Source organism: Nocardia sp. NPDC057440 (assembly GCF_042802915.1).
Classification (GTDB): domain Bacteria; phylum Actinomycetota; class Actinomycetes; order Mycobacteriales; family Mycobacteriaceae; genus Nocardia.
The window spans coordinates 35,528-58,280 of sequence record NZ_JBHVDF010000028.1 but is presented as its reverse complement, the minus strand read 5'-3'; the positions used below and the strand labels follow the sequence as shown (position 1 = coordinate 58,280).

The 22,753-nt window shown below is 65.0% G+C and carries 22 protein-coding genes and 2 pseudogenes; 14 read left to right on the top strand and 10 right to left on the bottom strand.

Annotated elements, in window-relative coordinates; translation table 11 throughout:
* The first annotated feature begins 393 nt into the window (after positions 1 to 393).
* From ACFU4Z_RS34815 to ACFU4Z_RS34795, 5 genes are all read left to right on the top strand, one after another.
* Positions 394 to 1,065: a zinc-binding dehydrogenase gene (locus tag ACFU4Z_RS34815; RefSeq protein ID WP_379072183.1), complete on the top strand. Its 672-nt coding sequence runs from the start codon at positions 394 to 396 to the stop codon at positions 1,063 to 1,065.
* 797 nt (positions 1,066 to 1,862) lie between these two features.
* Positions 1,863 to 2,450, top strand: a complete 588-nt coding sequence (locus ACFU4Z_RS34810) for a hypothetical protein (RefSeq protein WP_379072180.1) — start codon at positions 1,863 to 1,865, stop codon at positions 2,448 to 2,450.
* A gap of 581 nt (positions 2,451 to 3,031) precedes the next feature.
* Positions 3,032 to 3,604: a TetR family transcriptional regulator gene (locus ACFU4Z_RS34805; protein ID WP_379072178.1), complete on the top strand. Its 573-nt coding sequence runs from the start codon at positions 3,032 to 3,034 to the stop codon at positions 3,602 to 3,604.
* Positions 3,605 to 3,606: 2 nt separating this feature from the next.
* On the top strand, positions 3,607 to 4,803 hold the full coding sequence (locus tag ACFU4Z_RS34800; RefSeq protein WP_379072175.1) for an NADH:flavin oxidoreductase: 1,197 nt from the start codon (positions 3,607 to 3,609) through the stop codon (positions 4,801 to 4,803).
* 23 nt (positions 4,804 to 4,826) lie between these two features.
* Positions 4,827 to 5,801, top strand: coding sequence for an SDR family NAD(P)-dependent oxidoreductase (locus tag ACFU4Z_RS34795; RefSeq protein ID WP_379072172.1), 975 nt, complete (start codon positions 4,827 to 4,829; stop codon positions 5,799 to 5,801).
* A gap of 413 nt (positions 5,802 to 6,214) precedes the next feature.
* Here the strand turns inward: ACFU4Z_RS34795 and ACFU4Z_RS34790 are convergent, their stop codons facing one another.
* Positions 6,215 to 6,991 carry an SDR family NAD(P)-dependent oxidoreductase gene (locus ACFU4Z_RS34790; RefSeq protein ID WP_379072169.1) on the bottom strand — a complete coding sequence of 259 codons (777 nt, stop codon included), beginning with the start codon at positions 6,989 to 6,991 and terminating at the stop codon, positions 6,215 to 6,217.
* 483 nt (positions 6,992 to 7,474) lie between these two features.
* On the opposite strand from ACFU4Z_RS34790, the gene ACFU4Z_RS34785 reads away from it, so the two are divergent.
* Complete coding sequence (locus ACFU4Z_RS34785) at positions 7,475 to 8,098, top strand: TetR/AcrR family transcriptional regulator (protein WP_379072166.1); 624 nt, start codon at positions 7,475 to 7,477, stop codon at positions 8,096 to 8,098.
* A gap of 42 nt (positions 8,099 to 8,140) precedes the next feature.
* On the opposite strand, the gene ACFU4Z_RS34780 is transcribed toward ACFU4Z_RS34785, so the two are convergent.
* The 3 genes from ACFU4Z_RS34780 to ACFU4Z_RS34770 form a co-directional block, all read right to left on the bottom strand.
* Positions 8,141 to 8,272: a hypothetical protein gene (locus tag ACFU4Z_RS34780; protein WP_379072164.1), complete on the bottom strand. Its 132-nt coding sequence runs from the start codon at positions 8,270 to 8,272 to the stop codon at positions 8,141 to 8,143.
* Positions 8,273 to 8,363: 91 nt separating this feature from the next.
* Positions 8,364 to 9,599, bottom strand: coding sequence for an FAD-dependent monooxygenase (locus ACFU4Z_RS34775; protein ID WP_379072161.1), 1,236 nt, complete (start codon positions 9,597 to 9,599; stop codon positions 8,364 to 8,366).
* Positions 9,596 to 10,045 carry an alpha/beta hydrolase gene (locus ACFU4Z_RS34770; protein ID WP_379072158.1) on the bottom strand — a complete coding sequence of 150 codons (450 nt, stop codon included), beginning with the start codon at positions 10,043 to 10,045 and terminating at the stop codon, positions 9,596 to 9,598. The genes ACFU4Z_RS34775 and ACFU4Z_RS34770 overlap by 4 nt, the downstream gene beginning before the upstream one ends.
* A gap of 110 nt (positions 10,046 to 10,155) precedes the next feature.
* On the opposite strand from ACFU4Z_RS34770, the gene ACFU4Z_RS34765 reads away from it, so the two are divergent.
* Positions 10,156 to 11,388: an alpha/beta hydrolase fold domain-containing protein gene (locus ACFU4Z_RS34765; protein WP_379072155.1), complete on the top strand. Its 1,233-nt coding sequence runs from the start codon at positions 10,156 to 10,158 to the stop codon at positions 11,386 to 11,388.
* Entirely contained in the window at positions 11,280 to 11,732 is a 453-nt protein-coding gene (locus ACFU4Z_RS34760) for a glycine--tRNA ligase subunit beta (protein WP_379072192.1), read from the top strand. Before ACFU4Z_RS34765 ends, ACFU4Z_RS34760 begins: the two co-directional genes overlap by 109 nt.
* Here ACFU4Z_RS34760 and ACFU4Z_RS34755 read toward each other — a convergent pair.
* Together ACFU4Z_RS34755 and ACFU4Z_RS34750 are read right to left on the bottom strand one after the other, a co-directional pair.
* Entirely contained in the window at positions 11,617 to 12,081 is a 465-nt protein-coding gene (locus tag ACFU4Z_RS34755; protein WP_379072194.1) for a hypothetical protein, read from the bottom strand. The genes ACFU4Z_RS34760 and ACFU4Z_RS34755 overlap by 116 nt on opposite strands.
* Positions 12,082 to 12,182: 101 nt before the next feature.
* A pseudogene (locus ACFU4Z_RS34750) lies at positions 12,183 to 12,339 on the bottom strand (transposase); the annotation flags it as partial.
* A 111-nt stretch (positions 12,340 to 12,450) separates the two neighbouring features.
* Between ACFU4Z_RS34750 and ACFU4Z_RS34745 the strand changes: the two are divergent.
* The 3 genes and pseudogenes from ACFU4Z_RS34745 to ACFU4Z_RS34735 all read left to right on the top strand — a co-directional run.
* Positions 12,451 to 13,194: a cache domain-containing protein gene (locus tag ACFU4Z_RS34745; protein ID WP_379072152.1), complete on the top strand. Its 744-nt coding sequence runs from the start codon at positions 12,451 to 12,453 to the stop codon at positions 13,192 to 13,194.
* A gap of 178 nt (positions 13,195 to 13,372) precedes the next feature.
* Positions 13,373 to 13,930, top strand: coding sequence for a hypothetical protein (locus tag ACFU4Z_RS34740; protein ID WP_379072150.1), 558 nt, complete (start codon positions 13,373 to 13,375; stop codon positions 13,928 to 13,930).
* A 389-nt stretch (positions 13,931 to 14,319) separates the two neighbouring features.
* Positions 14,320 to 14,367 (top strand): annotated as a pseudogene (locus ACFU4Z_RS34735) (hypothetical protein); the annotation flags it as partial.
* Between the two features lie 136 nt (positions 14,368 to 14,503).
* Here the strand turns inward: ACFU4Z_RS34735 and ACFU4Z_RS34730 are convergent.
* A complete protein-coding gene (locus ACFU4Z_RS34730) occupies positions 14,504 to 15,364 on the bottom strand; it encodes a LysR family transcriptional regulator (protein ID WP_379072147.1) in 861 nt (286 codons plus the stop codon).
* A 108-nt stretch (positions 15,365 to 15,472) separates the two neighbouring features.
* Here ACFU4Z_RS34730 and ACFU4Z_RS34725 point away from each other — a divergent pair, with 108 nt between their 5' ends.
* The gene (locus tag ACFU4Z_RS34725) at positions 15,473 to 16,390 is read left to right on the top strand and encodes an MBL fold metallo-hydrolase (RefSeq protein ID WP_379072145.1); all 918 of its coding nucleotides are present in this window, start codon (positions 15,473 to 15,475) and stop codon (positions 16,388 to 16,390) included.
* A gap of 471 nt (positions 16,391 to 16,861) precedes the next feature.
* Here the strand turns inward: ACFU4Z_RS34725 and ACFU4Z_RS34720 are convergent, their stop codons facing one another.
* Together ACFU4Z_RS34720 and ACFU4Z_RS34715 are read right to left on the bottom strand one after the other, a co-directional pair.
* Complete coding sequence (locus tag ACFU4Z_RS34720) at positions 16,862 to 17,299, bottom strand: hypothetical protein (protein WP_379072142.1); 438 nt, start codon at positions 17,297 to 17,299, stop codon at positions 16,862 to 16,864.
* A gap of 183 nt (positions 17,300 to 17,482) precedes the next feature.
* Complete coding sequence (locus ACFU4Z_RS34715) at positions 17,483 to 18,235, bottom strand: class I SAM-dependent DNA methyltransferase (RefSeq protein ID WP_379072139.1); 753 nt, start codon at positions 18,233 to 18,235, stop codon at positions 17,483 to 17,485.
* Positions 18,236 to 18,489: 254 nt separating this feature from the next.
* On the opposite strand from ACFU4Z_RS34715, the gene ACFU4Z_RS34710 reads away from it, so the two are divergent.
* Positions 18,490 to 20,268: an ATP-binding cassette domain-containing protein gene (locus ACFU4Z_RS34710; protein WP_379072136.1), complete on the top strand. Its 1,779-nt coding sequence runs from the start codon at positions 18,490 to 18,492 to the stop codon at positions 20,266 to 20,268.
* A 225-nt stretch (positions 20,269 to 20,493) separates the two neighbouring features.
* Here the strand turns inward: ACFU4Z_RS34710 and ACFU4Z_RS34705 are convergent, their stop codons facing one another.
* Positions 20,494 to 22,086: an HD domain-containing phosphohydrolase gene (locus ACFU4Z_RS34705; protein ID WP_379072133.1), complete on the bottom strand. Its 1,593-nt coding sequence runs from the start codon at positions 22,084 to 22,086 to the stop codon at positions 20,494 to 20,496.
* 475 nt (positions 22,087 to 22,561) lie between these two features.
* Between ACFU4Z_RS34705 and ACFU4Z_RS34700 the strand changes: the two genes are divergently transcribed.
* Entirely contained in the window at positions 22,562 to 22,708 is a 147-nt protein-coding gene (locus ACFU4Z_RS34700; protein WP_379072130.1) for a hypothetical protein, read from the top strand.
* Positions 22,709 to 22,753 lie beyond the last annotated feature (45 nt).

Below are 22,753 nucleotides of genomic sequence, written 5' to 3'. Positions count from 1 at the left end.
ATGATGACCGCCACTGGTGTTCTCCCTGGCTAGCGTGTGTTTTCAGGCTAGGGAGGGCACCGCTACTTCGAGCCCGGGCAAACCCCTTTCGAGCCACTCCCCGCACGGCGCCCGGTGAGACGCAAGCCATGAGAGAGCCACACCGATCACGATGGTGGGCAGCCGCATTGGGGGAGCGTCTCACCGGGCACCTGGACCAGAGCTTGGCCGAGCACCGGTCCTACCGCCAGTCTTAAGTAGCCGCATACCGCGCGCGTACCTCTTCGCCCTCACCCGGGCGGCGGAGCTAGCTGGCACACAACCTCTCGGTCCTACGCGGGTTGTTGCCGAATTCCGCCATACAGGATCAAGAGCGCCTGCGGCGGCGCATGCGCGCTGAACGTCCACGGCGGCATGGCCGAATTCGTCGCGGTCCCGACGAAAACACTGCGCCCGTTGCCCGCCGGACTGCCCTTGGACCTCGCCGGCCTCGCCCAGCCCCTCGCCGTCGGCATCCACGCGGACCGCCGGTCCGGTGCGCACGAGGGCGACCGCGTCGTCATCATCGGCGCCGGCGCGATCGGCTCGTTCGTCCTCGCCGGCCTGCGCCACCTCGGCGACTTCGACATCACCGTCATCGACTTCCCCGGCAGCCGCCTCGAGCGTGCGACACGACTGGGCGCCGACCGCACCCTCACTCCGTCGCAGTCCCTGGGCGCCGACGTCACCGACGCGCTCGGCCGAAAACCCGATGTGGTCATCGAGGCCAGCGGCGCACCCGGACAGCTGACCGCCGCGCTCGACATGGTCGTCGACGGCGGCCGAGTCCACGCCGTCGGCATCCCCAAAGAAAAACCCGCACTCGACCTGCACTCGATGGTCTTCCGAGAGATCACCCTCGACACGACGCTGGCACACGTCTGCGACACAGACCTACCTGCCGCACTGCACATCCTTGCCGCCGATCCGGTACTCGGAATCGAATTCGCGGAAACCCCCGTAGGACTCGCGCATCTCGGCCCGTCCCTGGACCGTCTCGCCGCCGGCCAGGTGGACCGCAAGATCCTCGTCGATCCCGGTGCATGACCGCGTACCACCGGCTTCTGCGGGGCGCCTACTGGATCGAGTTCTCGTCGACGAGGGAGATCCAGGAGCGCTACTAGTTGCCAGATGACTGGGGTTGTCACACGCTGCTGGCAAAGGTGCCGGTCCAAACCCCCTGCGGTTCCGAATAATGTGCTGATGCAACGGCCGAATTCTTTGCCTCGCATCACCGTCCGGCATCAGTGCGGGCGGATTCAGAGCCTGGCGTGAGGGGTTGACCGTGTCTGGTATCGGCAAGTATGCAGGTGGACCGTTTGTTCGGCGTGCTGCGACTGCTGCGGGTTCATTGGCAGTGGCGGCTGCGCTGGCGGTGTCAGGCATGGCCTCGGCGACTGCGCAGACGATGCAGACCAACCGGCAAGCTTCCTCTTGCAATGGAGGCTGGAACCTCACACCTTCGTGGGGAGCCTCCTCAGGGAGCAGCTGCTGGAATCCCGCTCACGTCAAAGGTTGGGTCTCAGTCGGCGCGGACGGCCGATGCGCGCAAATGCGCTTCGACTGGTACCGGAACGGAAACTGGGCTGGTACCAAGTACTCACCCCGCGTCTGCAGCCCTGCCCCGCGTAAGCACTTCGAGCTCATGTCGCCCGACCCGCATGCCGACTGGGCGGACTGGGAATTTTACCGCGCCTAGTGCGGTACCGAAGACAGGGTCGACTGGTAGGGACCCGTATTCAACTGGTCTGTATTCCCCGGATCACCTCGTTGAGTCGCGGCCAGTTTCCTTGGGCCCCCTCACCACAAGCAGTCAACCACCCGGTCGGTGGCAGAATCGTGCGATGACAGCTGCCAGGAGCGACCGCCACCAGAGACTCTCGGCTTTCCTGGCTTCCCATAGCGACATTGAGCTCGCCGAGCTCATGGACACGGGTCGGCCCAACAGCGTGGGAGTGGGCGGCGGCACGGCAGTCCTGGACGTCGACGGCGTGTCGGTGTTCGCCAAGCGCATCCCGCTGACCGATCGGGAACTCGCCCGCCGGGGCTCCACCGCGAACCTGTTCGACCTGCCGGTGTCCTGCCAATACGGCATCGGCGGCCCGAGCTTCAACGCATGGCGCGAGCTGGCCGCGAACATCACCGTCACCGACTGCGTTCTGGCCGGCGAGACACAATCGTTCCCGATGCTCTACCACTGGCGGGTTCTGCCCGGCCGGTCACCGGTCGCCGCCGAACACGTCGACATCGACACGGTGGTCGCCGCCCAGGGCGGCAGCCCCGCCGTGCGTGCCCGTCTCGAAGCGCTGGCCACCGCACCGTCCAGCCTCGTTCTGTTCTGCGAATACATCCCCCATCCGTTGTCGGACTTGCTGCGCGAGAACCGGCCGGCATGGCCGCTGCGGTCGAGCGGCAGTTTTCAGAGATTGTGACGTTCCTGGGCGGTCGGGAGCTGCTGCACATGGACGGACACTTCGGCAATATGTGCAGCCTCAGCGAAGGGACGATCCCCGAGGATCCGGTCAACTTTGAACATGGCGATATCGTGCTGGGCCCACCAACGGTGACCTCAAAGGCCCTCCCTTCCCAGCAACCTGTCAGCCGCATGGCTTCGGGAGCATGCCAACTCAACGCACGTAGATAGCCGGTTATGGCGCTGCTCGGACCTGCAGGCCGCGGCCGACCGAAACGCACCCTAATGCTCATGCCGCGACCGCGACTGAGGGCGGTGCGATCGAACTCGGCAGCGATGTCGCCGAGCTTGCGGTCGCGGCTTGGACAGGGTGCTGGATGAGCATTCGGAATGGCGTGATCTTTGGTCGGACGCCAAGGCCGACCGCCAGCACCTGGCGTTCGCGAGTATTGCCAACCTTCGGAAAGTTCTCGATTCGATGGATGTTCGAGTAGATCAACCAACCTTGTGGTCGTAGCAACCAACATCCGGTAGTCAGCGTAGTGCTGCTGATTGAATCAATGATTGAAATACTGATTGAAACATGTTTCACTTCTGGGCATGGTTGATGAGGGCACGCCAGGCACGCGGCAGCGACTGCTGGCCGCGGCCGAATCATTGCTGCTGACCGAGCCGTACGACGAGGTCTCGGTACGCGGCATCTGTGCCGCGGCGGGCGCGAACGCGGCCGCGGTGCACTACCACTTCGGATCGAAGGAAGCTCTGGTCGGTGCGCTGATCGAAGATCGAATGGGACCGCTGTGGGCGGACGGACTGGCCCGTGCGACCACAGGGCCGGCTGCGTTGCCCGTCGTGGTCGACACGATCCTCGTGCCCTTCGTTCAGCTCGCCGGAGATCCGTTGGGCCGCTTGCATCTTCGGCTATTGGCGCGGTTCGTGCTCGGACGGCATCTCACAGCGTGGCAGGGACCCTGGTTTCGGATGGGCACCTGGGCCGCGCTGCTGCCGGAACTGAGCGCCCAGGAGAGCCGCCGGCGGTGGATGCTCGCCTTCGATCTGATCATCATGCGTTTCGGCAGCCCCGAAATAGACGAACGCGGAATGGCGCAGCCGGACCTGGGGACACTGCGAGATTTCGTGGTGGCCGGTCTGACCGCGCCGACGGGAGAGTAGATATGAACGACATCTTCACACCGGCCAAGCTGGGGCCGATCACCTTGCGCAACAGGGTGATCAAGGCCGCGACCTTCGAGGGGTGCACGCCCGACGCCCTGGTGACCGATGAACTGATCGACTTCCATCGAGAGGTGGCCGCCGGTGGCGTCGGCATGACCACCGTCGCGTACTGCGCGGTCGCGCCCGGCGGTCGCACCGATCGGCATCAGATCTGGACGCGCCCGGAAGCCGTTGCGGGACTGCGGAAGCTGACCGACGCGGTGCATGCCGAGGGTGCTGCGGCCAGCGCGCAGATCGGGCATGCCGGACCGGTGGCCAATGCCGCCTCCAATCGGGTACCGGCGCTCGCGCCGAGCCGGATGCTCAGCCCGCTGAGTATGAAGTTCATGAAAAGTCCCAGTGTGTCCGAGATAGCCGAACTCGTTGCCGCGCACGCGAATGCCGCACGCTTGGCCGAACAGTCCGGATTCGACGCGGTGGAGATCCACTTCGGCCATAACTATCTGGTCAGCTCGTTCCTGAGCCCACTGCTGAACCGGCGCAACGACGGCTACGGCGGAATCTTGCGCAACCGGGCTCGACTGGCGCGTGAAATCGCTTGTGCGGTAAAAGATGCCGTGGGCGATCGGCTTGCGGTCATCGCCAAGCTCAATATGGAGGACGGCAGGCGCGGTGGCCTCACCATTCCGGAATCACTCCAGGTGGCAGCCTGGCTCGAGGCCGACGGCGCACTCGACGCCCTCGAATTGACCGCTGGCAGTTCACTGCTCAACCCCATGCTGCTTTTCCACGGCGCCGCGCCGCGCAGCGCCTTCGCGAAAGTCTTGCCCGGCCCGGCCCGCCTGGGCTTCCGGCTGGTCGGGCGCGCCTTTCTCAAGGAGTACCCCTACCAGGAGGCGTACCTGCTGGAACGGGCCCGCCAGTTCCGTCGCGAACTCTCCCTGCCGCTGATCCTGCTGGGCGGCATCACCAATCTCGACACCATGCGGCTCGCCAGAACCGAGGGCTTCGAATTCGTCGCCATGGGCCGGGCATTGCTGCGCGAACCGAATCTGCTGCACCGCATCCAGGCCGATGACTCCACGCGATCGGCGTGCGTGCACTGCAACGAGTGCATGCCCACCATCTACACGGGCACGCACTGCGTGTATCGCCCCAACCTTTCGCATGAGCCGATCCAGCTGACGCTCGGCTGAACACCCGACAGAGAACACACGCCATGAGTGAACAGCTGCCGCCGCCGGTTGCGCACGATCCGCGGCGCGAAACGCGCCCCGAGACCGCACGGGACGTCGACCTCGACCGAATCGAGAAGACGGCAGCGTGCCATCTCGAGCCCGCTACGCAGTGGATAACCGGGAGATCGTGCATGCAGATCGAGGGAAGAGTATTCGTCGTCACCGGAGCCGGGAACGGCATCGGACGATGCGTCGCATTGGAGCTGATCGCCCGCGGAGCGGTCGTGGTCGGCGCTGATCGTGATGAGCAGGCACTCGCCGCCACCGCCGCACTGGTCACGAACCGTGAGCGCTTCACGGCCCACCCGATCGATATCTGCGACCGAGTCGCCGTGGCCGCGTTCCCCGGCAACGTGATCGCCTCCCACGGACAAGTCGACGGTCTGTTCAACATCGCGGGAATCGCTCAGGAACTCCAAGCCGTCGCAGATCTCAGCGACGCTCGGATCGAGACGCTGATGCAGGTGAACTTCTTCGGCGCGGTGTGGATGTCGCGGGCTTTCCTCCCGCACCTGCTGCAACGCCCCCGAGGCATCATCATGAACACCTCGAGTCTGTCGGCGATCGTTCCGGTGCCCGGTTCAGCGGTGTACGGCGCGTCCAAGGCCGCGCTCGCCCTGTTCAGCTATGGCCTGGCACAGGATCTGCGCGGTCGCTCGAATGTCACGGTGACCACGGTGCTTCCCGGTTCGGTCTGGACCGACCTGGTGCGCAAGGTCGCCCAGCAAATGGGTGCGCCCGAGAAGCTCGCCAAGGGATTCTCGGCCCAGCCCGAGCAGGTGGCGCGCCGAATAGTCGATGCGACCGCGAAGGGTAGGGGGCGTGTCGTGATCGGCAAGGACGCCCACGTCTACGACACCGTCCGACGGCTCAGCACCCGACTGGCCGATCGGCTGTCCTACATACAGGTCGGTCACGGTGTCTACCCCAAGCGCACCGCACCCACCCCCCAGTAAGAAGCTGCTTCTGAACCTCGGCCCGGCGCAAATCGCGGGTCTGCTTGTTCGCCATGTCGATCACTGGCTGCGCTGGTGAATCCTGATGCCTCCAGTCACACACGGACTATGACGTCGTGCGGTGAGCCTGAGATCTGTTGATATCAGCGAGTTCTGACGTCAACAGCGAGCGTGTCGCTCTGTCAGGGCGGGTTTGACGGATGCACGTTTTGCGGAGGACCTATGAATACGCCGATGTCCTTGTTGCTCACAACACTCGGCGACTATATGAGCCGCACTCGTGCGTGCACGAATGCGCGATGACGGACGGGCTGGCCCCCGGCCGTCACTGCCAAGCGCTCGCCGTCCCCCCGGACCTGGAGGTGCCCGTCCGCCGTGACCGGCTTCGAGTGGTAAGCGGCCAGTTTCGAGGTTTACGCCGGAGGTGTCTGTGTGAGCGCTCGGACGTGGCCGAGGACATCGGGGTATCGGCGCAGGTGTGCGCCTCCGTTGAGGTCGATGGTGGAGCCGGTCATCCAGGTTGCTCGATCGGAGGCGAGGAATGCTGCCATATCCGCGATCTCCTCGGGGCGTCCGCTGCGTCCCAGGGGAGTGTTTTCCAGGTAGTCCTCGGTCAGGCCCGGCACCAGTGCGATTCCGGCTACCAGGGGTGTGTCCACCAGCCCCGGAGAGATTGCGTTCACGCGGATTCGGCGTTCGGACAGTTCGAGCGCCGCGACCTCCACGAGCATGAGCACTCCGGCTTTGGCCGCGCAATAGGCGGCCATTCCGGTACCTGGTTGGCGTCCGTTCAGCGAGGCGATGCAGGTGATGCTGCCGCCGTCGGCGATATGACGGCCCGCGTGTTTGAGTACCAGGAAGGTACCGGTCAGGCAGACGTCGAGGGTGATGTGCCAGTGTTCTAGTTGGAGTTCGGTGATCGGGCCGGGCATCGAGAGCCCGGCGCAGTTCACCACAGCGTGCAGGGCGGGTGCCGCGCGAAATCCGGCCTCGACCGACGCCTCGTCGGTGACGTCCATGCCGATGCTCGAGGCGGTCGAGCCGATGGCGGTGGCAGCGTCTCTGGCTCCGGTCTCGTTGAGGTCGGCGATGATCACCTGGTATCCGTCAGCGGTCAGGGCGTGCGCGGTCGCCAGGCCGATGCCCGACGCGCCGCCGATCACCATCGCTGTGCGGTGGTCTGTGGTCATGCTGCTCCCTCGGTGCTGTGGTGGTCTGTGTAGTCGAGTAGGTGTCGGCGTAGGAATCGCAGTTGTTGTGCGACAGCCGGTTCGAACCATGGGTTCGGCACGAGTAGGTCGAAGTGGTCGCACAGGGAGTGCATGACTTCGGCACGTGATTTGTCCGCGGCGTGCGGTGGGGCGGTGCGGTCGAGGTCGGCGATCTGGACCAGCGGGTCGCGCCGATGTGTTCGGCCCCGCCGGTGGGGATGCGCGACCGCGCCTACACCAACCTGCGACAAGGCGTGTTGAGCGCCTTGCTTGTGGTCAGGCCGCTGATATCGGCGCCGATGACCGCTGTCCGCGGTGGGGGCATGGCTACTTTCCTTTCAGCGTTGTAGACACATCTTGAATTTTGTCTACAAGTAGACACATTCTCAGATCTGTCTAGTTTTTGCTAGGGTTCGAGCGAAACCGCTGTCGCGCCCTGAACCCGTACCGAAAGTGAGCCGCGTGATCGAAGCAGGGACCGCCACGGTGGTCGACAGGCTTCTCGATGCCGCTCAGAAACTGTTGGCACGCAAGGGAATCCGAGCGACTACCGTCATCGAAGTCGCCGAGGAAGCGGGTGTCTCGCGAGCGTGGCTCTACCGGCACTTCCCGGACAAGACTTCGCTGCTCGGCGCGGCGATCGTCCGGCTCAACGACGCGTTGTGGAGCGGCGCGCGCGCCGAGCTCGACCCGCTCGGAACCTTCGCCGAACAGCTCACGGCAGGTGTGCGCATCGGGCGCGGGGCCTACGACGACCCAGGGGCATTGTTGCTGCGGTTACGGATGGCCGAGCCCGAGGAGTTCGCACTGTGTGTCGGCGTGGGGGTTTCCGGTCTCGTTCCCGATCTCGCCGCCTTCTGGCGTCCCTACGTCGAGGCCGCCGCCGCGCGAGGCGAGATCCATCCACACCACGACCTCGCCGAGGTATCGGAGTGGGTGGCGCGCATTCAGATCAGCCTCGGCACTGTTCCCGGAGATACCATCGACACAGACGACAGCGCTGCTGTCCTGCGCCACGTGCGCCGCTACATCCTGCCGGGCATGGCCGCGGACCCTGGTGGATTCGACGCCCGCCCGAATGGGTGAGCTGGGCATCGTCGACGATTTGTGGGCGGTCGCCCAGGGTTCTCAGGAATCGGAGATCCCCGACTGTCGGCGAGCCGCCGGAGCCGCCCGAACGAGGTCGTGCGCGTGCACGAGTTGCGCAGCGTCGGCGGAGTGCGCGTCCGCCGCGGGATGATCGAACCTGACCGTGGTCATGACGAGGTAACAGTGCCGACGCGGCCGCGGGCGGACAGTTCGGATGGTGTCCGCCCACGGCCGTCGGCGATGCCTGCCGACAGGAGTTCAGCTACCGCGCAGGCTGTATAGCAGGCTCGAACAGGGTGTAATCCGTCAAAACGATCGAATCGGCCTTCTGCATGGACTTGGCCATCAATCCGCGCAGCGGCCTCGAGGTGAACATCCGCACCGACAGATTGCGCATCCGGATGGCGGCGCGACTGCTGGGGAGGAACCCGTTGACGCCGCCGGGCGGCAGCTTCTGGCACTCGGTGACATACGGCCGCAGCTGCTGCTGATATCCGTGGAATGCAGCGTGATGATCGCCTCGAGACCGGGCGAGTTCGCCCGCGAGGACATACGCGCCGACCATCGCCATGGCGGTGCCATTGCCCGAGAGCGGTGATCCGCAGTAGCCCGCGTCGCCGACCAGCACGATCCGCCCACGCGACCAATCGTCCATTCGGGTCTGGCTGATGGTATCGAAGTAGAAATCCGGCGCGTGATCCATTCCGGCCAGCAATCGCGGCGCGAGCCAGCCCATTTCGGCGAACGTCTCGGCCAGGATCCGCTTCTGCCCCTCGACGTCGCGCCGATCGTAGACCAAATCCGTTGCCTTGAAACCGAACATCGCCTTGGCGTTGGACGGTCCTTCGGGCCGGACGGCCGCGAGCTTGCCGCCGGGTGCGTTGTGCAGCTGGAACCAATCCGTGAGCCCGAGCCCGTCCACCGGGACGGTGAAGTAGGCCATGTACGCGCCGAGATGATGGACGAAGTCGGACTCGGGCCCGAAAGCCAGCTTGCGGACGGTTGAGTGCAGACCGTCTGCGCCGACGACAATATCGAATACGCGTGATGCGAGGTGCCGGAAGGAGACCACAACGCCGTCGGACACTTCACGCATACCGGTGATCGTGTCGTCGAAGATATATTCGACGCCCGATTGTGCGGCCGCGTAGAGGATTTCGGTCAGATCGCCGCGCAGTATCTCGATCCCCGCTACCGCGCCTTCGCCGTCGAAGAGCTCGGCGGGCATTCTCGCGCTCCATGCGCCGGTTTTATCGACATAGGCCAGCCCATTCTCGTGGACGCGCGCCCGATCGATCTCCGGCATGATGCCCATCCGCTCGGCGACTTCTTTGGCGACGCCGCGTAGATCGACGGCCTGCCCGCCGGGGCGTGGTGCGGGAGCTCGCTCGACCACGGTGACGTCGAAGTCATAGCGGCGCAGCCAATACGCGAGCGTCAGCCCGGCGATGCTGCCGCCGGAGATCAGAACACTGCGTCGGACGGTGCTGTTGTTCATGGGGTTCTCCTGAGTTGTCGTGGGTCATGGATTCGGAGGATCGGCGGCCACCCTTGCTCGTGGGCGAGCTCGCCGACGGCGTCGGCTAGCGGGCCACCCGCGTGGTCGCCGCCGACGAGCAAACGACCCGGGTCCGCGTTCAGCTCCGCGGCATGATCGGCGGCCCACTGCAGCACGCTCATCGCGTCCGGCACGATGACCGACCGAAAGTTCCGGGACGCGGGTGCGTAGCGCACCGACAAGACGATGAAATCGGATGCGCTGCAGAGATTCCGGCAATGGGCGTCGAAATCCGCGGTGTCGCTCGGCCTGCCGATGTCGAACAGCGCCAGCAGCGGCCGCGGTGGCCCGGTGGGGGACGGCCAATAGATCCGAGTGCTACGGGATCCGATGGTGCGGCGCAGCCGCACCTCGGCTACCCGGCAAACGGTTGGTGAAGATGTCACCCGACAACGTTCGCATCCGGTGCGGGGGAGAAGGAAGGTCCGAATGGGCATGACAGTCTTGCGTCAGCGACATAACCATCCACGGATGGCAATAGACGATACTGCATGTCATGAGCAGCGAGGATGCGGCGGGGACGCTGTCACATATGCCGAAAGCGCCGGACGCGATCGAGTTGCGCCACCTTCGGTCGTTCGTCACCGTGGCCGACGAACTGAATTTCGGCAGGGCCGCTGCCAAGCTGCATATATCGCAGCCCGCATTCAGCAGGCAAATCCGTTCGCTCGAGCGACTCGTCGGCTGTGATCTGTTGCGCCGCACCACGCATCAGGTCGAGCTCACAGTCGCGGGCGACGCGTTGCTCGAACGGGCCAGGCGGATCCTCGGTGACGTGGACGAAGCGGTAGTGGCGACCCGATCGGTCGGCGGTGAGCTGTTGGCTCGGATCTCCAAGTACTGGGAGCCGCTCGGGGATCCCGATCCCGAATTGCCAGTGCTCCGTGACGCATACGAAGAGTTGCACGCGCAGTTTCCACCGCCCCCGGAGGTTTCCGTGCGGCCTATCACGGCGGGCGGGGTGTCCAGCCTGCTGCTCACGCCGCAGGAGCCCGCCGACATCACCGTGCTGTACCTGCACGGCGGTGGCTATATTGCGGGATCCGCGTTCGGATATCGCTCGCTGGCCGGTGCTCTCACCGCCGCTGCGAACACCACCACCCTCCTGCCGGACTACCGTTTGGCGCCAGAGCATCCGTTCCCCGCGGCCGTCGACGACGCGCTGCGCGTCTACCTGTGGCTGCTCGACGGCGGCACCGAACCCGACCGGATCGCCATCGTGGGCGACTCCGTCGGCGCGCATCTGGTGATGTCCACGCTGACACGCCTAAAACAACAGCAGCTACCGATGCCCGCTGCCACGGTAATGCTCTGCCCTGGAATAGATCTGCACTGCCACGAGGAGGTGGCGGTTTCGCGGCAGGCGCAGGCGGACACCGTCTCGGCGAGCCAGTTCCGCAGGCGCATCGTCGGCGACTACCTGGCCGGTCACCCGGACGACGATCCGGTCGTCAACCCGCTGTTGGCCGACCTGACCGGCATGCCGCCGATGCTGGTGCAGGCGAGCACCGGCGACCCCCATCTCGTCGATGCCCATCAGCTCGTCGACCACGCTCGCGAGCACGGTGTCGATGTCCGTCTTCAGCTCTACCCGGTCGAGACCCACAACTTCCACATCTTCTGGTCTTTCCTGCCCGAAGCATCCGACGCATTGCAGCAGGCGGGTCAATTCATCCGAGAGGAAGCAGGCCGAAGCGTGGCACGCGCAAGTTCTCGATCGAGCGCATAGCGTCGAGCTCGCCCAATCGGCGCGGAAGTCAAGCTGCGGGAATCTATTTCGGAGCTGATGAATACGCTTGCAAAGCAGGAGAACTCGCCCCGGTCGCTGAAGCACTGCCCGAGACCGAACTTCCGCGGCATCACAGCGACCGGCTGCCCGCCACACTGCCCGGAGCCCTGTTGGCCCTTGCCGACCGGTTCGACCTGCTCGTTGCGATGCTTGCCGTCGGTACCAAGCTCACCGGAACCTCGGATCCGTTTGGGCTGCGCCGCCCTGGGCATAGTCCGAATCCTGCGCGCACACCCTGTACTCGAAACGCTCACCTATCGCCAGGTGCTCGACATTGCGGCTGAGGCACTGCGCAGCCAAGGCGTCGCTGTCGACACCGCGGTCCTCGACACCGCCGAAGACCTGCTCATCACCCGCTACGAACAACGACTCCGCGACGAGAGTATCCCCGTGCCTCTTATCGATGCAGTCCGGCCTGCGGCAGGAAATCCCCGCCGCGCCGACCAATTGCGCGCCGAGATCGACCAAGCCCGCAATATCCACGGTCCACGCTTTGTCGAGCTGGTGGAAGGACTTCAGCGCATCGTTCGGATCTTGCCGCCGGGCGCGCTGCCCGGTTGCGACACACGTCGACTTACCGAACCAGCTGAACAGCGGCTCATTGACGCTATCGCCACCCTGCGTCGCACCCATGCCACCTCGTTGCCGGACTGGGTTGCCAGCGCCGTGCCACTGGCTGATGGTCTGCGAACCTTCTTTGACGCCTTACTTGTCATGACCAGTGACCAGGTAGAACACTTCAACGCGGCCTGCTCGGCCGGAAATGCCCTCGGACCTTGATCGCACGCCGGTAGATGGCGGTGAACGACTCGATCGGTTCGTCGAGCAGATGACCCGCCGGATCGCGATGTCATAATCCAGGGACGAGATGAACTGCTCCCACGCGTTCTGTCTAGACGCGATCGAACGAGAAGATGATGCCCAGGCGAGAGAACTGGCAGAATTACATACAGAATCACGCATCCGCCGCCTCGTCGCCCTACGTTTGGAGCTCCGTGATCGATGAAGGAGACCGATAGCTTTCCGGCCCCGGTGACCGTCGAGTCGCTCGCTTCTGCCGTCGCAAGGCTGGCCGACGAGATCTACCTGTCGGTAGCAACCATCGGGACCGCGCTGACGACCCTGTGGGATGGTCTCACCGAGAAACTGGGGTCCGCTCCTCGGTCGACTGATCTAGCACCGCTGCGCGAGACCATTGTCGGAGAGCTCGAGCGGCGCGAAAATCTGTTCGACGGCGCAGGCGTTGTGTTGGCCGACGGCCTTCTCGTGGATCAGCCCCGGCATCTGGAATGGTGGCTTCTGGACGTGCAACGCGGACCACGACGCCTGATGCTCGAATTGAATCCGCAGAGTGAATACTTCTACGACTACACCGGAATGGACTGGTTCGTGATCCCGCGTGACCAGGGTAAGCGGTGGGTGGACGGGCCGCACCGCGATTACGCGTGCACCAATCGGTGCGTGTGTACGTTCGCGATACCGGTCACGACCGCATCGGGAGCCTTCCTCGGAATCGCCGGTGCCGATGTGTCGGCTGCCTCGATCGAGGAGGTCCTGCTTCCGCGTTTCCAGGTATTCGGTCAGCGGCTAGTGCTGGTCAACAGCGAAGGCTGCGTCATTATGGGGACCGATTCCGAATTCACGACCGGGTCCAAGACGACCCGGACGGACCGATCTGCTGCGGCAGTGCCGATCGAGGCGATGCCCTGGTTGTTGCAGCCGCTGGGATCCATGCCGTCTCACTGACGCGCAGCACACTACTGTGGCAAGCCGGGTCGGCTACCATCACCCGGTTCCGGCTGGAACCTGAGAATTCGCCCCCAGCAATGCGGAGGAACCTCGGGGCGAGTTCCTGCCGCCTAACTTGCATTGACGTCTGTGGTACTCGGTTGCGCGAGATTTGCGCCCCTGTCATCATCCTCGGGTGAAGATATCGAAAGTTGCGGTGCTCGGTGCCGCTGCGGCGCTGTCAGTCGGAATCGCCGGCTGCAATTCCGACGAGAAATCGTCGTCCGCCGCCACCTCGGTCGCGTCGACCAGCGTCGCGGCCTCGTCGCCCGCATCGATCGATTACACGAGGCTGCTCATCAAGCCGAGCGATATCGACGGCGGCTGGGCATTGAAGACCACCAAGCCGGAGCAGGACGGCATTACCGGCATTTTCGGCAACGGTGAGGGCACTGAGAAGATCAGTACGTCTATCACTGTGCGCGAGAATTCGGAGACCGCCGCTGCAGCCGTCGCGGCGGCAAAGGACGCCGTGTCCCAGAAAGCCGGAGGCGCGGCCTTTTCTCCCGTCGATGTCGGTGTTGGCGGCGGCATACTGAATGCCCCGGGTGGGACGACGGTCGTAGCTTTCGGTGAGGGCAGAGGTTTTGCGATCCTCGAATTCAACAGCAAAAACGGTGAACGTGTCCCGGCTGACGTGGCAATCGAGATCGCGAAGAAACAGGACGCCGCCATCAAAGCAGGCGTGAAGTAGGAGCAGGCTCCTTCGGTCTCGAGCACACCCTTCCTCACTGCGGCCGGGTCGGCCACGGGGTGAACCGACAGTTCCCACAGTGGAGCCGGACCCCGACCGCGACGTAGGGTCTGGCTCTAAGCAGCCCCAGGTGAGGGGCACCGCTTCGCGGTGCCCCTCACCTGGGTGTTTGTGAAATGCGTTGTCCGCGTTGGTGTGTCGGTCACCAGATGTAGAAGTGGCCTCCGGTAGACGGTTCAGCGACGAAGAACCTGAATTACCGGGAGACCTCGTGACCAGCGCAACGGTGACGGGACGCCCGGACCTGACCGATGCCCCATGGGCACGCCAGGAACCGCTGCTGCCCCGACGAAAACCGGCCGTCCACCGAAATGGACTAACGACAGCTCATCAACGGGATCCGGTGGCGGACCCGGGTCGGCTCACCGTGGCGCGACGTGCCACCACAGTACGGGTCGTGGCAGGTCATCTACAGCCTCTTCCGGCGCGGGCAACCGCACCGGGGGCGGTCAGATTCGCGATGTCGTCGAAGCTGCTCCTGGGCTGAAGCCGCATCGCGGCTGGTGGTCCGGTTCATGTCGGCGCGGCTCGGCGGTAGAGTGCGGCCGCGGTCTGTGCGAGTGCTGTGGTCAGGGGGTTGCGGTCGCTCGTTTCCCAGGCGAGGACGAGGTCGCTGCGGGGCGCATCGGCCAGGGGGACGGTGACCAGGCCTTCGGGTTGGGTGTGGCCGAGCGGGGTCAGGCCGACTGAGCCGTTCCAGAGCACAGCCTGAAGGCATTCGCTCACGGTGCGCACCACCGGGCCGTCGGGCCCGGTGTTCGGTGGCGTCCAGAATGACCGCCAGACCGGATCGGTGTCTTCCGGCAGGCGGAACCAGCGGCGGGTACGTAGGTCGTCGGTGCGCAGTATGGCGTGGCCGGCCAGCGGGTCGTCGGCGCGCAGCACCACGCCGAGCGGCTCGGACCGCAATACCCGCACGGTGAGACCCGTCAGGTCGAACGGTGACCGGGTGAGGGCCACGTCCACCCTGCCGCGGCGCAGGCCGGCGGTCGGGTCGGTGAAATCGGCTTCCCTGATCTGAATCTGGATGCCGGGGTGCTGCTGCCGGTACGCGTCGGCGAGGTTGCCGACCTCGGCGTTGTCGGCGAGGGTGCCGATGGTGAGCGTATGCGTGCCTGCCGCGTTCTGGGCTCGTGTGCGCGCCTGCTCGGCCGTGCCGAGCAGTTGCTTCGCGTCGTTGTACAGCGACAGTCCAGCGGCGGTCAGTACCGCCCCCGATGGCGATCGGCGTAGCAACTTGCAGCCCAGATCGAGTTCGAGCTGTCTGATGGCTCGGCTCAGCGGCGGCTGGGTCATGTTCAGGCGCGCCGCCGCCCGGCCGAAATGCTGTTCCTCGGCTACCGCCACGAAGTAGCGCAGTGTTCGCAGCTCCATCACACGCACGATACCCAAAAGGTATGGGGCGCACAGGATTGGTCTTGGACCACCCGCCCTGTCCGGCGGTGGAATGGACTCGACAGTTCCGACCGTGAAGGAGTCGACATGACCGACCCGCTACGCCTGCCCGATCCGGTGGTCGAGCTCACCGAAATCCATGAGCTCGCCGACGATTTGGTTGTCATCGGCGACCGTCGGGTGGAGTTGGTGCCGAATGTGGGCATCATCGGTGGACGTGAGGCGGTCCTGGTGATAGATACCGGCATGGGTCCGGCCAACGCCGAAACCGTGCTCGGGTTCGCCACCGAATTCGCCAACGGCCGTAAGCTTTACCTGACCACGACACACTTTCACCCCGAACACGCCTTCGGTGCCGACACCTTCCGCGGCGCCGCGACATACCTGGTGAACCGGGCTCAGGCCGATGACCTGAAACAGAAAGGTGACGGTTATCTCGCCTGGTTCCGCGAGTTCGGCGGCGCGGTGGCCGCGCGCCTCGCGGGCGTCGTGCTCCCGGAACCGGACATGGTTTACAACGACAGCTACGAACTCGACTTGGGTGGCCGGATCGTGCGGATGCGCGGCACCGGTCGCGCGCACAGCAAGGGCGACCAGGTCGTCGAAGTCCCCGGCGCGAGCGTTCTGTTCACCGGCGACCTGGTAGAAGCCGCGCACTTCGCTATCTTCCCCTGGTTCCCACCGCACGACACCGATGTCTCCGGCCTTCGCTGGATCGAGGTGATGGACCGGCTCGCGGCCTTCCCGCCCCGCATCGTAGTGCCCGGTCACGGTGACATCGGCGGGCCGCAACTGCTCTCCGACGTCGCCGACTACCTGCGGCTGCTGCGCGACGAAACCTGGATCCGGCGCGACTCCGCGATGAGCGAAGAAACGATCGCGGAGGAGATTACGGCGCTGATGATCCAGCGACACCCGGATTGGGCCGGACGCGAATGGATCAGGAACGGCGTTGGCTGCACGTGCGCCGAACACGAACTTCATCGAACGCCGCAGCGTTCCTAGCGGCGAACGCGGGGCGCTATCCCCGTTGTCGATCGGAGGTCACGATGAGTAGGTGCCCCCACCCATGTCGGCTCACACCCACATCGTCGTGCAAAGGGCCCGGGTAGTTCGCCTCGGCCGGATCGTGCGGTCACCGCTCCGCCGGATGCTGATCGGCCCGATCGGGATCGGTGCGTTCTCAACCGCGACCGCGGACGGACCCGATGTGTTGGTTGTGGCGGGGTGGGGAGATCTCGGCCGCGCCTCTGGACGCGGAGGAAGGCCGGCACGATGCGGCGCACCAGGTCGGGCCGGATGAGAGCGATCTCCTGGACGACGAAGCTGCCGATCGAGAATCCGAGGATATCGACCTGCGGGGCGTTCAACGCGGCGATGAAAGCAAGAGCATCCCGCGCTGGTCCTCGCGTTCCCCCATCACCGTCATGGCCGTGCGCCCTTCCCAGAGACCACCGACAACCCCGTGCGATCCGCCTACCGCTCCCGCTCGTGCATGGACTCCAGCGCACGGGTCAAGGCATTCCCGGTCACGCCCTCGAGTGCGCTCCCGGAAGCGCTTCGGGATTCCCTCTGGTCCAAGGCTTCTCGCTCACGGTCAGCCTCAGCGAGTTCCCGGTCGATCGCTTCCAGCCGTTCGGCGCGTTCGAGCAAGTGTCGCTGCCGAGCCTCGGCGGCCGCGGCGACGTCGCGTTCGACCCTCTCCAGGTGCAAGACGTTGCGGATCTTCGTCAGCGCCTCGCTGCGCAGCTTGATCAGCTCGCGGCGCTCATCGGCGGAATACAAGCCCTGCCACTTGCCGAAGTCGCTGACCAGCATCCTGGTGTGCTCATGCAGATCGACCGCCTCCTGCCACGTCTGCATGTGTCTGGCATCCTCGATCACGTCGAGAAACAGATCCTTCAGAGTGGTCATCCCCATCGCCTCCACACCCAGACCGACAAGCCGTCACGACCGACAATAGGTCAGCCCGCTGCGGCAGCGAACCGGATTCGCCAGACCGCAGTCACACGTTTGTGTGGCGAATTGCGTTGCCCGGATACGTGTTCCGCGTTGGACGCTCGCCGAGCTCGGTCGGCGAGCCCGCAGTGCGTCGAGTCAGAATCGCGGCAGCCCCGTTGGGCTGCACGACATCGCCAGCATGGTGGGTATGGTGCTGAACCACCTTTGGTAGTCAGTCCAGTCGGTGACCGGAATGTCGTTGTGCGGCAAAGATGGTGGTTCGTGGATTCCAGTGATGGCCAGCCCGTGGCTGGTCAGCTGTTCGGCGTACCAGGACAGGGGGCGGTGGTAATGACGGTGTCCACCGAAGGATTCGATCCACCGAGTTTCATGCTCCAGGTAGCCGGTGACCTTGCGGTAGCGCTGTCCGTCGGGTGCTTCGTCAACGATGTCGCGGTTGAAGAAGGCCGGATGCAGTATCGAGAAGACGAACACGCCTCCGTCGCGCAATGCGGCCGCGACATCGGTGAGCAGGCGGTCCAGAACCGGAACGTCCATGAGGACCATGTGCGCGACGATCCTGTCGTATCGGCGGGCCGGGTCGGGCAGGCCGAGCGTGAGATCGTGTTGATGGAAATCGATCTCGGGGTAGTGCGATCGCGCAGTGGTCAACAGTGCCTGGCTGCCGTCGATGCCTGTGACGCGGGCACCGGCCCGTCGAATCTGTTCGGCCAGCCAACCGTGCCCACACCCCAGGTCCAAGACATCGAGATCGGCGATTGAACCCAGCTGGGACCACAAGAACCCATGAATCCGCCGATAGAAGCTATCGGCGGGACCCGACACCGTCGTGGTATAGCTGGCGGCGGCCGCATCCCACAAACGCAGATCCTCAGAACTGTTCGTCACCGACGAAGCCTGCCTGGCACCGGCACACCGATCAAGTCGTTATGCCGCGAACCTGACCACGCCTCGCGAATTCGGTTGATCCCAGCCCGAATCGACCGGCCACTCAGATTCTGGAACCTCCGACATGCCGACAGCGCATCATGTCGACCCGAAGTGGTCGCGGGTGCATCGGGACGCGGGCGCCCCCTCGTTGCGGGCGCGATTTGAGGCAAACGCCTCATGCGAACACGGAGCGGCGGACCGATGATCAGGGCATGACAAAGCGAGTTCAGGAATCACGGAGATCACTGGTCATGACCGAATTGACATTCGAACCACCGACCGTCGAGCGGTTCGGTACGCGCACTTCAGATCACGCACCTGGAGTGCCGGACGGCGGGCGAGTCGATGCAATCAACGTAAGCCGGCATGTCGGGGCGCGGCAGATTCTCCAGAAGTTGTCGTTGTCGGTCGAACCAGGCGAGTTGGTCGCCATTGCCGGCGGCAGTGGAGCAGGAAAGAGCACATTGCTGGAGATCCTCGCGGGACTGCGACCACCGTCTGCCGGGGAAGTTCGGCATGACGGCGTCGTTCGCGGGGCCCGAGTCAGCGCCGATTCCCGTATCGGCTACGTGCCCCAGGAGGACATCATTCACCTCGAGATGCCCCTGCGTCGCACGCTGCGCTACGCGGCGCGGCTGCGGCTGCCCGCAGGCACATCGGCGGCCGAGGCGGACCAGGTAGTCGAACAGACCATGCATGACCTCGACCTGGCTGATCGGGCCGAGGTGCCGGTCCGTGCGCTCTCCGGCGGCCAGCGCAAGCGGGCCAGTATCGCCGTGGAGCTACTGACCCGGCCACATCTTTTCTTCCTCGACGAACCCACCTCCGGGCTCGATCCGTCGACCGCAGCCGACGTGATGCGCCTGCTGCGCCGACTCAGCCAGCGCGGGGTCACAGTCGTCCTCACGACGCATGAGCCGACCTCCATCGACCGGTGTGACCGGGTGGTATTCCTGGCGCGCGACGGCCACCTGGCCTTCACCGGCAGCCCGACCGAGGCTCGGCGCTACTTCGGCGTGGAGGATCTCGCCGAGGTGTACGACCGGCTGGCTCGTGAACACACCCCTCAGATCTGGGCGAAGCGATTCGCGGACAGCGGTGGGAAGTCGAAAACCCGGCCTGGCTTGGCTCTACTGCCCATCCCCGCCACCCGTTCAGACGTCAAGCGCACAGACATGGTCCGGCAATGGTGGCTACTTACACGACGCAATGTTGATGTTCTCCTTCGCAACCGGCTGACCCTGGCGGTCCTGCTCGGCTCACCGGTGCTGGTCACTGCGATGATGGCGACGCTGTTCCAGCGAGACGCGTTCGATCCGCGTAACGAAGCCGACCTCGGCCCGGTCCAGATCGTGTTCTGGATCGCATTCGCAGGCTTCTTCTTCGGCCTTACCTACGGCCTGCTCCAGATCGTCGGGGAGATGGCCGTCTTCCGGCGGGAGCGCCTGGCCGGGCTCAGCGTGGGCGCCTACGTGGCATCCAAGGTGACAGCGCTGCTTCCGGTGCTGGCTGGAGTGAGCGCGGTGCTCCTCGGTGTGCTGCGGGCGCTCGGTCGGCTCCCCGCCGTTGGATGGGACGTGTCCGCCTTCCTGTTTGTGACGATTGTGATCGAGGCGACCTCGGCACTGGCCCTCGGATTGCTCGCCTCGGCCGCGGTCTCCAACGCCGCGCAGGCCGCCCTCGCCCTGCCGATGCTCTGCTTCCCTCAGGTTCTGTTCGGTGGCGCCATAGTCCCCGTTGACGAGATGGCCCTCCCGGGACGCCTGATGAGTCTCGGCCTATCCAACCGCCACGCATTCGAAGCGCTGGGTCGCGACCTGGATCTCGAGCGGTACACCGCCACGCTGCCGGCCATGTCCGCCTACGGCGACACCTTCCACGGAGGCACCGGCGCCAGTCTCATCGCGCTCGCCTTGTTTGCCGTTGGCCTCATGCTGGCCACGATATGGGTCTTGGACCGGCGGTCCCGGCCCAGCGCATCCCGGCGATGAAGGCCCCGCGCAGTCGGTCCCGCTGTCGGCTCGGCCGACTCGCTACCGGGTCCCGACTGTGCGTAATCAGCCGGGTCTCCGGCGCGCTCCACATGCCGACTTGCCCGTCCATCAGCCGTCCACCTGCCCCGCATCGACTACGCCTCTGAGCCATGTGACGTCGATATCGCGCCGGGCAGCATCATTGCTGGTTGCCGAGCTGAAGTACCTGGCGCAGCGGATGCTTCAATTTCCGACGGTCGCATTGACCGGAAACCCCGCCAGACCCCGATCGATCGCGGCGAGACTGGCCTGCGTGCGGTTGTTGACGCCGAGCTTGGCGTAGACACGTTCGACGTGGTTGCGTGCCGTTTTCTCGGCGATGAACAGTTCGGCGGCGATTTCTCTGTTCGATCGGCCCTGCGCGACGAGTCGCAGGATCTCGACCTCGCGGTCGGTCAGCCCGGCCGGCCAGGGCGTCCGCCGCGAGATTCGCGGACCGGCCACCGCAAGCACGGCCGCAGCCGACTCGGCGTCGAAGCGTCCGGCGCGCGCCTCCTTTCGCAACTGATCGGCAGCGCCGCGAGGATCGAGCGGCGGCCGGTAGGGACGCGGCTCGAGCAGTCGCTGATACGCCTCCGCCGTGGCAAGCAGCCGGTCCTGCGCGGTCAACTCCGCGCCGGCGATCCCCCGGGGAAAGCCTGATCCGTCGATCCGTTCCCGGTGCTTCATCGCGATGGGCACCACAGACTCCAAGCCGTTGACTCGACTCAGTATCCGGCCGGTCAGATCCGGATACATCCGTACCCGTTCCCATTCAGCCGTAGTGAGCGGCCCCTTCTTCTCCCAGATCCGGTTGGACACTCCCATTTTGCCGAGGCCGTGCACTAGGCCGGCACGGTAGAGATGCGTGATGTCCGACGGCGACATGCCCAGGTGTCGGGCTGCCCCGGCCACCAGGTTCGCGACGCCACGCGAATGCCCCAGAGTGAAAGGAGATTTGAGATCGGCGAAATCGGCCATGGCCTCGAGCAACTCGTCGCTCTCTTCGGCCGTCAGGGTTCGGTCACGATCCGGTGCTTGGGCCAACGCTGCTGTCCAGACGTCGATTTCGAGCAACCCGTCCACGATCGCCGCCGCGTCGCGATCGAACACCGCCGCCACGGCTGGGCTGAACTGACTGCCGCGCCGAGAACGGACAACATCCTTCGCGTGCTCGAGCCCACCCGTCCGCAGGTGCACCTCGACGACGTCTGCGACGTGAGCGATGTGGATCTCGACCGGGATATCGTCTCCGTGGGAACCATTGGGCAACCCCCGGCCGTCCCAGCGTTCGAAGGCGTGGGCCAGCGCCTTTCCGACCTGCTCGTCCAAGCCCATCCGATCGGAGAGAACCCCGGCGGAACTGCAATGTGACTGGATCAGTGTGGCGACCTGGCTGCGAGCCGTGACCAGAAAGGCAGTGGCACGGATGCCGCGCTCCCAGCCCGGCAATCCGTCGCCGACATGACTCATCATCAGCCGCAGAAACGGCAGGCCGGTCATGTCCACCGTGTAGGTGTCGGCCCGGAAGGCGATGTCGTCGCCGAAGAGCGCCGAGAGTTCGTGGGAGTCGGCGTGACAACCGATCCACCCGACCAGATTGGCGTAGTACACGGTCGCCCGCTGTTGCAGGTCGAGCCTCATCCGCTCGGCGATCCGTGTCGCGATCAAGGACGACCGAAGCATGTGTTCCATCGGCTGACCCAGACCGAGGTCGATCGCAAGCGATATCGCGGCGAGCAGTTCGGCTCTGCTCAGCCCGTTTCCCGAGCCGGGCAGCGTCCCGTGCGGGTGCATCTTCCCATTGTCCACCTGGACAACGGCTATCTCTGCGTGAATCTCGAGCAGCTCGACGACGCGATCACGACGATGGCGAAATTCGGTGCCGACGTTGTCGTCGGTGCTGTCTTAGTGGTGACGCCGCCGTCGCCCAGCTGCGGACTGCCCCGACCAGCGCGAGCACGACATCTCCTGGACAGGGACGTCGCCCACCTTTTCTGCCAGTTGCCGAACCGACTCGCCTCGCCGCCGCACTGCTGCACCGTTGTCCAGCGTTCACAGCGGCCGCTGGCGTCCAGGACTTGATCGAGAGCTGCGATGTCGAGGTTGCGCGCACCGTTCGTGTTGTCGACAGTTGTGGCATCCACATGCCGAGAGGTCGAGTGGCCGGGCTCGACGTTCCGGTCGCGACAGTGCTGATCCTGGCAGCAGACGCAGTAGCTGTTTTGTCAGCTGTGTTCGACAAAGCCGACGATCCGCCACCGCGGATCGGATGATTCCCCCGCCGGTCCAGCGCAGCATGGCCGACCGGGCGAACGCGACCATCACCGAAGTCGTCGGGAGTCACGCGGTCTATGTGCCGCAGCCGGAATCGGTGGCCGCTCTCATCAGAGAGGCCGCGGACGCGGTGTCGGTGTAGCGGTTGCTCGAGAACGCTCGACGTTACTGATCATTCGACTAACAT

Coding starts and splice junctions, on each gene's coding strand:
- ACFU4Z_RS34815 (WP_379072183.1), top strand. CDS start 394: ATGGCCGAATTCGTCGCGGTCCCGACGAAAACACTGCGCCCGTTGCCC.
- ACFU4Z_RS34810 (WP_379072180.1), top strand. CDS start 1,863: ATGACAGCTGCCAGGAGCGACCGCCACCAGAGACTCTCGGCTTTCCTG.
- ACFU4Z_RS34805 (WP_379072178.1), top strand. CDS start 3,032: ATGGTTGATGAGGGCACGCCAGGCACGCGGCAGCGACTGCTGGCCGCG.
- ACFU4Z_RS34800 (WP_379072175.1), top strand. CDS start 3,607: ATGAACGACATCTTCACACCGGCCAAGCTGGGGCCGATCACCTTGCGC.
- ACFU4Z_RS34795 (WP_379072172.1), top strand. CDS start 4,827: ATGAGTGAACAGCTGCCGCCGCCGGTTGCGCACGATCCGCGGCGCGAA.
- ACFU4Z_RS34790 (WP_379072169.1), bottom strand. CDS start 6,991: ATGACCACAGACCACCGCACAGCGATGGTGATCGGCGGCGCGTCGGGC.
- ACFU4Z_RS34780 (WP_379072164.1), bottom strand. CDS start 8,272: ATGACCACGGTCAGGTTCGATCATCCCGCGGCGGACGCGCACTCCGCC.
- ACFU4Z_RS34775 (WP_379072161.1), bottom strand. CDS start 9,599: ATGAACAACAGCACCGTCCGACGCAGTGTTCTGATCTCCGGCGGCAGC.
- ACFU4Z_RS34765 (WP_379072155.1), top strand. CDS start 10,156: ATGAGCAGCGAGGATGCGGCGGGGACGCTGTCACATATGCCGAAAGCG.
- ACFU4Z_RS34755 (WP_379072194.1), bottom strand. CDS start 12,081: ATGGGTGCGACGCAGGGTGGCGATAGCGTCAATGAGCCGCTGTTCAGC.
- ACFU4Z_RS34745 (WP_379072152.1), top strand. CDS start 12,451: ATGAAGGAGACCGATAGCTTTCCGGCCCCGGTGACCGTCGAGTCGCTC.
- ACFU4Z_RS34730 (WP_379072147.1), bottom strand. CDS start 15,364: ATGGAGCTGCGAACACTGCGCTACTTCGTGGCGGTAGCCGAGGAACAG.
- ACFU4Z_RS34725 (WP_379072145.1), top strand. CDS start 15,473: ATGACCGACCCGCTACGCCTGCCCGATCCGGTGGTCGAGCTCACCGAA.
- ACFU4Z_RS34720 (WP_379072142.1), bottom strand. CDS start 17,299: ATGACCACTCTGAAGGATCTGTTTCTCGACGTGATCGAGGATGCCAGA.
- ACFU4Z_RS34710 (WP_379072136.1), top strand. CDS start 18,490: ATGACAAAGCGAGTTCAGGAATCACGGAGATCACTGGTCATGACCGAA.
- ACFU4Z_RS34705 (WP_379072133.1), bottom strand. CDS start 22,086: ATGCACCCGCACGGGACGCTGCCCGGCTCGGGAAACGGGCTGAGCAGA.
- ACFU4Z_RS34700 (WP_379072130.1), top strand. CDS start 22,562: ATGATTCCCCCGCCGGTCCAGCGCAGCATGGCCGACCGGGCGAACGCG.